Source organism: Microbispora sp. CSR-4 (assembly GCF_008033685.1).
Lineage (GTDB): Bacteria > Actinomycetota > Actinomycetes > Streptosporangiales > Streptosporangiaceae > Microbispora.
Genome location: NZ_VJVX01000073.1, coordinates 25,769 through 33,311, shown reverse-complemented (window position 1 = coordinate 33,311; position 7,543 = coordinate 25,769). Strand labels below are relative to the sequence as shown.

The 7,543-nt window shown below is 69.5% G+C and carries 10 protein-coding genes and 1 pseudogene; 7 read left to right on the top strand and 4 right to left on the bottom strand.

The window, feature by feature from the left end; genetic code table 11:
• Window positions 1-68: 68 nt before the first annotated feature.
• Both FLV34_RS35350 and FLV34_RS35345 read right to left on the bottom strand, forming a co-directional pair.
• Window positions 69-539: a 5'-methylthioadenosine/S-adenosylhomocysteine nucleosidase gene (locus FLV34_RS35350; RefSeq protein WP_147945167.1), complete on the bottom strand. Its 471-nt coding sequence runs from the start codon at window positions 537-539 to the stop codon at window positions 69-71.
• Complete coding sequence (locus FLV34_RS35345) at window positions 536-1,306, bottom strand: NUDIX domain-containing protein (RefSeq protein WP_147945166.1); 771 nt, start codon at window positions 1,304-1,306, stop codon at window positions 536-538. The genes FLV34_RS35350 and FLV34_RS35345 overlap by 4 nt, the downstream gene beginning before the upstream one ends.
• 322 nt (window positions 1,307-1,628) lie before the next feature.
• Between FLV34_RS35345 and FLV34_RS42925 the strand changes: the two genes are divergently transcribed.
• From FLV34_RS42925 to FLV34_RS35325, 5 genes and pseudogenes are all read left to right on the top strand, one after another.
• The gene (locus tag FLV34_RS42925; RefSeq protein ID WP_261986021.1) at window positions 1,629-1,751 is read left to right on the top strand and encodes a hypothetical protein; all 123 of its coding nucleotides are present in this window, start codon (window positions 1,629-1,631) and stop codon (window positions 1,749-1,751) included.
• 550 nt (window positions 1,752-2,301) lie between these two features.
• Complete coding sequence (locus FLV34_RS35335) at window positions 2,302-3,432, top strand: FAD-dependent monooxygenase (protein WP_142647765.1); 1,131 nt, start codon at window positions 2,302-2,304, stop codon at window positions 3,430-3,432.
• A 318-nt stretch (window positions 3,433-3,750) separates the two neighbouring features.
• Window positions 3,751-4,530 (top strand): annotated as a pseudogene (locus FLV34_RS42915) (BTAD domain-containing putative transcriptional regulator); the annotation flags it as partial.
• Window positions 4,502-4,978, top strand: a complete 477-nt coding sequence (locus FLV34_RS42910; protein WP_261986020.1) for an ATP-binding protein — start codon at window positions 4,502-4,504, stop codon at window positions 4,976-4,978. The pseudogene FLV34_RS42915 and the gene FLV34_RS42910, both read left to right, overlap by 29 nt.
• Window positions 4,971-5,336, top strand: coding sequence for a hypothetical protein (locus FLV34_RS35325; protein ID WP_142647769.1), 366 nt, complete (start codon window positions 4,971-4,973; stop codon window positions 5,334-5,336). The genes FLV34_RS42910 and FLV34_RS35325 overlap by 8 nt, the downstream gene beginning before the upstream one ends.
• A gap of 448 nt (window positions 5,337-5,784) precedes the next feature.
• On the opposite strand, the gene FLV34_RS40920 is transcribed toward FLV34_RS35325, so the two are convergent.
• Both FLV34_RS40920 and FLV34_RS35320 read right to left on the bottom strand, forming a co-directional pair.
• A complete protein-coding gene (locus FLV34_RS40920) occupies window positions 5,785-5,922 on the bottom strand; it encodes a hypothetical protein (RefSeq protein ID WP_187280815.1) in 138 nt (45 codons plus the stop codon).
• Between the two features lie 90 nt (window positions 5,923-6,012).
• A complete protein-coding gene (locus FLV34_RS35320; protein ID WP_147945164.1) occupies window positions 6,013-6,528 on the bottom strand; it encodes a DUF2306 domain-containing protein in 516 nt (171 codons plus the stop codon).
• 87 nt (window positions 6,529-6,615) lie between these two features.
• Between FLV34_RS35320 and FLV34_RS35315 the strand changes: the two genes are divergently transcribed.
• Together FLV34_RS35315 and FLV34_RS35310 are read left to right on the top strand one after the other, a co-directional pair.
• Window positions 6,616-6,954, top strand: a complete 339-nt coding sequence (locus FLV34_RS35315; RefSeq protein WP_142647773.1) for a PadR family transcriptional regulator — start codon at window positions 6,616-6,618, stop codon at window positions 6,952-6,954.
• Window positions 6,936-7,517, top strand: a complete 582-nt coding sequence (locus FLV34_RS35310) for a hypothetical protein (protein WP_147945163.1) — start codon at window positions 6,936-6,938, stop codon at window positions 7,515-7,517. Before FLV34_RS35315 ends, FLV34_RS35310 begins: the two co-directional genes overlap by 19 nt.
• Window positions 7,518-7,543: the final 26 nt, after the last annotated feature.

The following is a 7,543-nucleotide window of genomic DNA, read 5'->3' as shown; positions in this document are numbered from 1 at the left end:
TTGGGGATACTTCCTCGGGGCTGGCATCGTGACGTGATTCTCCCTTCCGCCAGCAGATGATGCTGGCTTCAGGGCCTCCACGAAAGTCGGAGTGGTTCACCATCGGGCAGGCGCCGAGTCCAGGCACCGCTGCGATCAAGGTGATGCGCCACCTGCGCCGCCTCGTGCGAAATCTCCCAGACGCGGGGCCGGGCCTTGAACCCGTCGTCCTCACTGGTGCCCCCGTGGTAGGCGTAGACGTGGGTCGCGACCACCACATCACCCAGGCCGACCTGCGGCCACAGAGCGCCGGCTACCCCGACGAACAGCAATGCGAGGGGATCGAACTCGCTGATCGCCCGTTCGGCAAGCACAGCGGCGGGGGGGTTGCCCTTGCCCACCAGACCCAGGACCACCTGACAATCGCCGTCTGTCAGGTGGCCCACCTCGAACAAGGTGCCGGCGCGGTGGTGATGCGTCCGCAGCCCAGCCAGGTGCTTGCGGACGGCCCGATACTCCAGATCCATCGCGGTAAGGATCACGACAGGACGCTCGTTCATGCGTGCTCGCCTCCTTCGGGCGCGATTCCAGCAGCGTGACCGCCGAGGACTTCGTGTCCAGGCTGAGTGGAGCGGACCATGGGCGGATACAAGGCCTGAACCGGCCCAGCCTTGAAGAGCCGGGCGGGGCGGCCGCTCTGTGGACGCCGCATCGGGCCAGCCGGGACGATAAAGCCGCGGGCACTCTGGACCTTGCGATAGAAGTTGCGAGGATCGAGCCGGACTCCCCATACCGCCTCGTAGACCTGCTGGAGTTCGGAGATGGTGAAGGTCTTGGCGCAGAAAGCCGTGGCGAGTGACGTGTGCTCGAGCTTGGTCCGGGCCCGTTCGACTCCGTCGGCAAGGATCCGCCGATGGTCGAACGCCAGTTGCACATATGCGGAGGCGAACAGGACGTCCTCAACCGGCGTCCAGCAGGCGCTGGCCGCATCCGTACCGGCGATGGGGTCCGGCAACCAGGGCGCGATGGCCAGGTGAGCGACCGAGACCACCCTGCCACGGGGGTCGCGCCCTGGGTCGCCGTACACGCCGATCATCTCCAGATGAACGTCGGCTAGGCCGGCTTCCTCCGCCAACTCCCGGCGCGCCGCCGCTTCGATGCCCTCATCCTCGTCGTGCAGGAAGCCGCCTGGCAGGGCAAAGGCTCCCTGATAAGGCTCCACACCACGTTCGACGAGTAGGACGTGCAGGCGGGCGTCGCGCAATGTCAAGATCACCAGGTCGACCGCGAGTAGAACGCTCGGCGGCTCCCACCGGTCGTCAGTCATGAAACGACCATAGCTTTTTGTCAGTATGACAGTAACTTACTTAGGGGTGACACTTCCCGTGCCAGCAACAGATCGATCGCCGCCGATCCACATTGGCCGTGCCGTGGTGGCAGAGGCCATGCAGCGAGGCTGGGAGGTCACCCTCTTCAACCGCGAACGCAGCGGCACCCGCCCGAGAGAGCGCATCACATCCGCGGTGACTGGGCACGCCCCGAAGACTTGGCGCGGCTTCCCGCACATGGGCCATGGGACGTGGTGCTCGACGTGGCGGGAGCCGTACCGGCCCTGGTGCGCAACGCGGCGCGGGCGCTGGTCGGCAGCGTTGGACCGCTACGTGGTGATGTCCACGATCTCGGCCTACCGCGACTGGCCTCACCGGCCCGTCGACGAGACCTCCCCCTTGTGGGACGGCGACCTCGACCTCGACCCCGGCACCCGCAGATAGGACCCCGACGCGTACGGCCCGCTGAAAGTGGGCTGCGAGCTGACGATCCGGCGAGAGTTCGCCGACGACACCCTGGTGATCCGGCCGCACGTCACCCTCGACCCCGGCGAGTACGTGGGCTGACTGCCGCCGTTCCAACGCCTCGGGCACGTCGCGATACTCCAGCAGGTGCCGGCCGGCCGGCTCAGCCCCGGCTGCTGGGCGGCCCTGGTGACGCTGCGCTGGTCGAGCAGCGCGTCGAGAGACACCAGCAGGTTGAGGTCCAGGTTCGAGAGCCCCATGACCAACAGCTTGGCCATCGCACTGGTGAGCGACATCACCCATTGCCTCTTCCCTGATGACCATCCCTCCCGCACCATGGTCAACGTCCCCGGCCCGAGAGAGGACCTTCGTGCCCCGCATCCCCGCCACGGCGCCCGTGCACCCTGCGGATCCCGAGGGAGCCATCGCCGCCGCCGAACGGAACTCCAATTGGGGTCGCTGGGGCGTGACCGGCGCCGTGGGCGGACCGGTCAATCCGATCGCAGTCAAGTGATCAAGGAGTCCTGACATGCCCGCCGTGAAGAACGTCCTCATCGTCGGCAGCGGCCTGGCCGGAGCCGGAGCAGCCGTACACCTGGCCTCCGCCGGGGTGGCGGTGGACCTGGTGGAGATCGAGCCGCAGGTCACCGCGCTCGGCTCGGGGATCACCCTGCAGGGCAACGCACTCCGCGAGCTTGACAGACTGGGCGTCTGGGAACGCGCGAGCGAGCGCGGCTACCCTTTCGACGTCACCGGCATCCGGGCGCCCGACCCGTACGGGACGGTGCTCTTCGAGGTCCCGGATGCCAAGACCGGCGGCCCGGACTATCCCGCCGCGATGGGGATGTCCCGCCCCGAACTGGCCCGCATCCTGCACGACCGCGCCAGGGAGGTGGGCGTCAAGATCCGGTACGGGATGACATTCACCGAACTGCGCCAGGACGACCCCGAGGTCGCCGTCACCTTCTCCGACGAGTCCGCCGGGCGGTACGACCTCGTGATCGGTGCGGACGGCATCCGCTCCTCGACCCGCCGTGCGCTGGGCATCGACCTGGAGACCAAGTCGGTCGGCATGGGCATCTGGCGGAGCTTCGGCCCGCGGCCGGCCGGTGTGACACGCACCGACCTCTACTACGGCGGCCCCTCTTATATCGCCGGCTACTGCCCTACGAGTGAGGATTCGCTTTACGCGTACATCGTGGAGGACGCGCAGGACCGCTCCACCCTCACGCCGGAGCAGCAGCTGGCCGTCATGAGGGACCTCTCCCAGGCCTACCACGGACCGTGGGACGAGATCCGGGAGACGCTCACCGATCCCTCCCGGGTCCACTACACGTGGTTCGAGACCCACGTGCTCGCGCCGCCATGGAACCGCGGGCGAGTCGTGCTCATCGGCGACGCCGCGCACACCTGCCCGCCGACCATCGCCCAGGGCGGCGCCCAGGCCCTTGAGGACGCCGCCGTCCTCACGGAGCTCCTGATCACTCATGACGCCGTCGATCAGGATCTCTGGGACGAGTTCCACGCTCGCCGTGTGGGCCGTGCGAAGACCGTCGTCGACGCCTCCAACCAGCTCGCCGCCTGGCAGCTCGCGCGCGAACAGGGCGACATTCCCGGCCTCATGCGAACCATCACGATGCTCGTCAGCCGCCCCGCCTGATCTACCCCTGACCGATCCGTCACCGGAGAAACCGCCCGAACGTCTGATCACCCATCTACGGCACGTCGACCTCGCCGTGCCGACCACGCCAAGCAGCTCGAGTTCTACACTCTGGGGGCTCAAGGCCGAGCACGGCGACACCCGTCTGACCTTCCCGTCCGCCGAGGGGTCGTCCGAGCAGTAGGTCGTCCGGCTGCGCGAGTCGGCCCACAAGCGCATCGACCTCATCGCGTTCGGCGCGGCCAGCCGTGCCGGTCATGCGGCAGCCGTGTTCACACCGCACGAGGGAAACATCACTCCTGTCATACGCTGTGCCCCGTGCAGGTGGACGTACTGGGGGCGATCAGGGCATCCCACAACGGCTACCTGGTCGATCTCGGTGGTCGCAAGCAGCGGCAGGTGCTCGCGGCGCTCGCGTTGTACGGCGGGCGGCCGGTGTCCGTGGACGCTCTCATCGATCTGTTGTGGGGGGACGCGCCGCCGCCGAACGCGGTGCCGACGCTGCACGTCTACGTCGCCGGCCTGCGCCGGGCGCTCGAGCCCGACCGGCCCGCCCGCATGCCCGCGAAGGTCCTCGTCACGGTCACGCCCGGGTACGCCCTGCGGCTGTCCGCCGAGGCCGTCGACGCGGCCCGGTTCGACGCCGCCGTGACCACCGCGCACGGCCGTCTCGGCGCGTGGCCCGCCGCCACGGCCGGTTCCGTGGTCAACCGGCCCGATCTCACCGCCGCGGAACTGGCCGAGGTGCTCGGAGAACTCGATGCCGCGCTCGCATTGTGGCAGGGGACCCCGTACGTCGACCTGGATGAGGTGCCCGCGGCCGTCGCGGAGCGGGCGCGGCTGGAAGAGCTGCGCATGGTCGCGATCGAGGACCACGCGGCCGCCCTGCTCGCCCTCGGGCGGCACGCGACGCTCGCGGCGGAGCCGGAGGCGCTGACGGCGGAGCATCCGCTGCGTGAGCGACTGTGGATGCTGCGCGTCCTGGCCTTGGCCGGCGCGGACCGGCAGGCGGACGCCCTGGAGGCGTTACGGCAGGTACGCCGGATCCTCGCCGACGAGCTGGGCCTGGATCCGGGGGCCGCGCTGCGCGAACTGGAGGGCGCGATCCTGCGTCAGGACTCCGCCATCTTCTGGCGGCCCGCCCCCGCTCCGGTCCCCGTCCCCGCCTCCCCTCCCCCTTTCCGCCCCGTCCCCGCCCGCACCCGCACCCGCACCCGCACCCGCACCCGCACCCGCACCCGCGCCCGCGCCCATCGCCGTCCCGGCCGAGGGCCCCGCCGCCGGCACCGACCCGCGGCCCTGGCCGCTCGTCGGCCGCGCCGCGGAACTCGCCACGCTGGAGGACCTGCTCGCCGCGGCGGCGCGTGGGATTCCGCAGTTCGCGATGCTGGTGGGCGAGCCGGGCATCGGGAAAACGCGGTTGAGTCAGGAACTGGCGGCCCGGGCGCGGGAGCGGGGTTTCGCGGTGCTCGTGGGCCGGTGCTCGGAGGACGAGAGCGCGCCGCCGCGCGGTACGGCTCGGCGACCCGGTGCTGACCGTGCGTAACACCGACGGCTGGCCGTTTCCGATCAGATCCCTCGGCGCCGAGCCGACGGATGACGGTTTCCTGATCCGGACCGGCCTCGGCTGCGACATCGCCGCCGGTCCGGCCTGCCTGACCTTCCCCAGCCATCCCGAGGACTTCAACGGCCAGGAGAACGTCGTGTTCATCGGCTCCGCCACCCCCGTGCCCGGCGGCGCGCACGTCACCGTGGACCGGGCGCTGGCGGACTCCAGCCTCGCCGGCGGCAGGCTCCGGCGGTTGCGCACCCTCCTGGCCAACGGCCGCGCCCTCGCTCCACGGCTCGCCCACGAGGCCGCCCGCCGCGCCCAGCCGGTTCCCCTCGTCCGGCGTCCACGTTGAATCCGCCCCTCGGACACGGCCGCGCCACGTCCACACCCGCCACAGACTCAGGCCCCGCCGGGGTACGGTGCCGGCGAAGCCCGAGGCGTGCCCGGACCAGGGCGCGATCACGGGCCACACGCTCGATGCGGTCGGCGGCCTCGGTGACGTTCCTGACGAGGGCGATCCGTTCGGGCCGGGGGAACCAGAAGCTCCACTCCCCCTCCGCATCCGGCGCGATCATGATGTCCTCCGTGAGGACCGGAGCCTCAGGGTTCATCACGAAGAGGTGGAGCGAAAACCCCTCACCGCTGCGGAGCCACACGGCGAAGCCCCGGCCTTCGAGTGTGGCGGCGAGCGACTGGAGCGCGTCGCGGACCACCGCCGGATCGGCAAGCCTGCGTACTCATGCCGCGACCGTACGGCCGGCTCACAGGGGCGAACCCAACCACCGGTTGGGGGGTGACATTCAGGCGATGACGCGGGCTTTTGCCGCGAGCTCCAGCAACACAGCCGGAGGACGACGCTTCACCTCGATCATCTCGCCGATGGTCTGCCGTGCGAGCGGGTTGAAGACCACGGTCTCCGTCGACTGTGTCTCCGACATCCGGAGACAGGCGATCAGTTGGTCAATGCCGACTCGTCCTGTACGAAATTGATCAAACTGGATAAGGCGAATCGGCCGGGCGTATAGCTGTCACCGAGAATCACTGTGTGCCGATGCGTGTCGCTGGCGCCTCCGGACGATTGCGCGCGCGATCAAAGCGGAGCCGATAAGGGCTGGGAGCAGCCAGTAGGCAACGGTCGGGAGCCTCTCCCACAACGGCAGGCGGGGGCCGTTGTCGACATAGAAGCCGATCAACAGGAGCACGTAGGACGCGCCCATTGCGAGGATGTGAAGGTCGGGCCGGCGCCCCCGGTTGACGTAGCCCGTCAGCGCGGCGGTAAGGCCAAGGGTGCCGATGACGAACAGGTGGACGTTCTCCCGCCAGCGGATCACCGACATGACGGTCAGGGTGAGGTAGACCACGGCCCACGCCCACAGGTAGACGCGGCCGAACCGCCGGTGCCGTGGGCTTCCCTTCCATGTCAGCGCGGCGATCGCACCGCAGCACACGCAGGTGATCCCTGCAGTGATGTGGATGGCGAGTGCGACGAAGAAGACCGGTCCGGCGTTGGGGATCGGAGTGCCCAGGATGTCGATGTGGTCCATCGCATCTCCAATACGTAGCGTCCCTACATGTAGGGACGCTACTCCGGGTCTTGGCGTACAGGAAGAGCAGATATAGCGTTACTACCTATGAGGGCAGAAGCACTGAAAGGGCACCTGGACGGCCTCCTGCTCGCCACACTGGAGGACGGGCCGCAGCACGGCTACGCCGTGAAGGAAGCCCTGCGCGACGCCACAGGCGGCAAGCTCGATCTACCCACCGGCACCGTCTATCCGGCGCTGCACCGGCTGGAGCGCGCGGGACTGATCAAGGGGAGCTGGTCGGTGGTGGGCGGTCGCAGACGGCGCACTTATGAGCTGACCGAGCAGGGGCGGCGCTCTTTGGCGGGGGCACGCGACCAATGGCAGGAGTTCGCCGCGGTGATATCCGCGGCGCTGGGTGGTGGACCGTGGCCGGCCACGAACTGATCGAACGCCACCTGCGGACGCTCGCCGAACGTCTGCCCGGCTCCGTGGTCGACGAGCTCGCCGACGGACTGCTCGCCTCGTACGACGACCAGATGGAGCGGCTCGGGGACCCGGATGCGGCAGCCCGGGCCGCCCTTGCGGACTTCGGCGACGCCGACGCCGTCACCGCCGCCTTCGTTCGCGCCTCACCGGCTCGGCACGCCGCGTTCACGCTGCTCGTGGCCGGGCCGATCGTCGGCCTGTGCTGGGGCACCGCTCTTATCACCGCCGACGGCTGGGCCGCGGCGATCCCACTGGCCGCACGCCTGGCCTTCGGCCTCCTGCTCGGCTCGGCCGTGCTCATGCTCGTGACCGCCGTCCGGGAACAGCGGCACTATCACACCGTACGGCTGGCCGCCCTGGGCGGCGCGGGAACCGTCGCCGTCCTGGACACGGTCATACTGGGCACGGTCGTCACGCTTGTGCCACCGCCGTCCTTGCTGCTGCTCGTGGCGCTGACCGGCAGCGTCGCGAGGATCATGCTGGCGATACGAGCCATCCCAACACTGATCACACGCCTATGACCATGCTGCGGCATCGTCTCCCGGGG